The organism is Francisella sp. SYW-9 (assembly GCF_008711465.1).
Classification (GTDB): Bacteria; Pseudomonadota; Gammaproteobacteria; order Francisellales; family Francisellaceae; genus Francisella.
On record NZ_VXKQ01000035.1, the window covers coordinates 1 to 1478 of the forward strand.

The window sequence follows — 1478 nt, forward strand, 5'->3', positions numbered from 1 at the left end:
CCAAATATTTAATAGGAGCCATATATTTGTTGTTATTATTTATATATCAATATCTTAAAATTAAATTAAAATAATGAATTCAGGGTTAGCAGAAGATAGTAACACTGGTGAAATTATACATGGAAGTATTTTGTACTCACTAGATAATGAATATATCATAAAAACAGTTTTTGTTTGTCCTTCTAATAAGTGTAAGAAAATTGCTACACCTTGTGCTTATGACAACACAAAATCTCCACCTTATAAGAAAACCTCTTATTTCAGGTATGATTCTAAGCATACTACTGAATGTGACCTATATCATTCGTCTAATGTTATATCAGGAGACTCCATCGATCCATCTACTATTGTTGAGTCAGGGTTATATATTTCTAAACTTAACTTAAATCCTAATCCTGTAGAAACTATTATTAATGATGGAGTTGATAAAAATTTAAATAATCCAAGAAAATCTAATAGTTCAAGCCAGGGTAACCCAACAAAAACTCAACAAAACCAAAAAAGCACAAGCAGTATTAAACCTTTAGTTGATTTGTATATAAATGCTCCAAACCTATATGAAGACTTACCACTACAGATAACTGGTCTAGGTGAAAGAAGTTATAAAAATACCTTTCAACTAGTCTTCAATAGAGATAATTTAGAGTATACAAAGAAAAGTATTTTTTATGGTGCTATAAATACCATGAAAGAAATATCTGAAGTTAATGGTATATATACAGTTAATTTAGTAGCTAAACCATATAAGTTAAAAATAGATACATCAAACTGGAGTGAAACACATAAAAGAATATTTCTTAAAGAGTTTGAAGAAAACTTTAAGGATGCTAAAAAGTACTTTATAACTCATAATAAAAACATAAAAAAACAAATGTATATCTTCTTTTTTGGAGACTTTGATAATGAAAACAAATTATTTAGTACGAATAATTTCAAGCTTATATATTTTGTATTCATGGATAGATTTAAACTACCAATCTCAGAAGGAAACTATATATACAAGAATGATGTACCTCAAGATTCATCTTTAGATATAGAAGATGTAATTATAGAGCCTATACAGTTACCTTCTGAATCAAAACCAGAAAAAGATGCCAATATAGTTGAGGAGCTAACCCCTAAGGTAGAAGCCTCCTTTGAGGAGAAAAAAGAGGTTATCAAAAATGAAACCGTTGACTCTGAAAATGAGTATATAAATAAAAAAGAACAAGTTTTTCTAGATAAATCAGAAGTTAAAAGACTTAGCATATTTTCTAAAATATTAAATTTTTTTAGAAAATAGATATTAATAAAGTTGATATGTATTTTTTATTTTGAGATACTATAATTATCAATACTGATGATGGCTGCATGCCTGAAACTAATTTAAATTAGGGTTCTGTCGCAAACTGCTAGTAGCATGAATTTATAGTATAATTTTATCACAGATTTTATTTCAAAATACAAATGATAGATTTCACAGGTAGACACTTTACCAA

At 27.3% G+C, this 1478-nt stretch carries 1 protein-coding gene; it reads left to right on the forward strand.

Going from position 1 to position 1478, the window contains the following annotated elements; all coding sequences use genetic code 11:
- Positions 1-73 precede the first annotated feature (73 nt).
- A complete protein-coding gene (locus F3D62_RS11855) occupies positions 74-1282 on the forward strand; it encodes a hypothetical protein (protein WP_150468463.1) in 1209 nt (402 codons plus the stop codon).
- The last annotated feature ends 196 nt before the right edge of the window (positions 1283-1478 follow it).

Bases quoted from the DNA above. Each gene is read 5' to 3' on its own strand.
- F3D62_RS11855 (WP_150468463.1), top strand. From the start codon at position 74: ATGAATTCAGGGTTAGCAGAAGATAGTAACACTGGTGAAATTATACAT.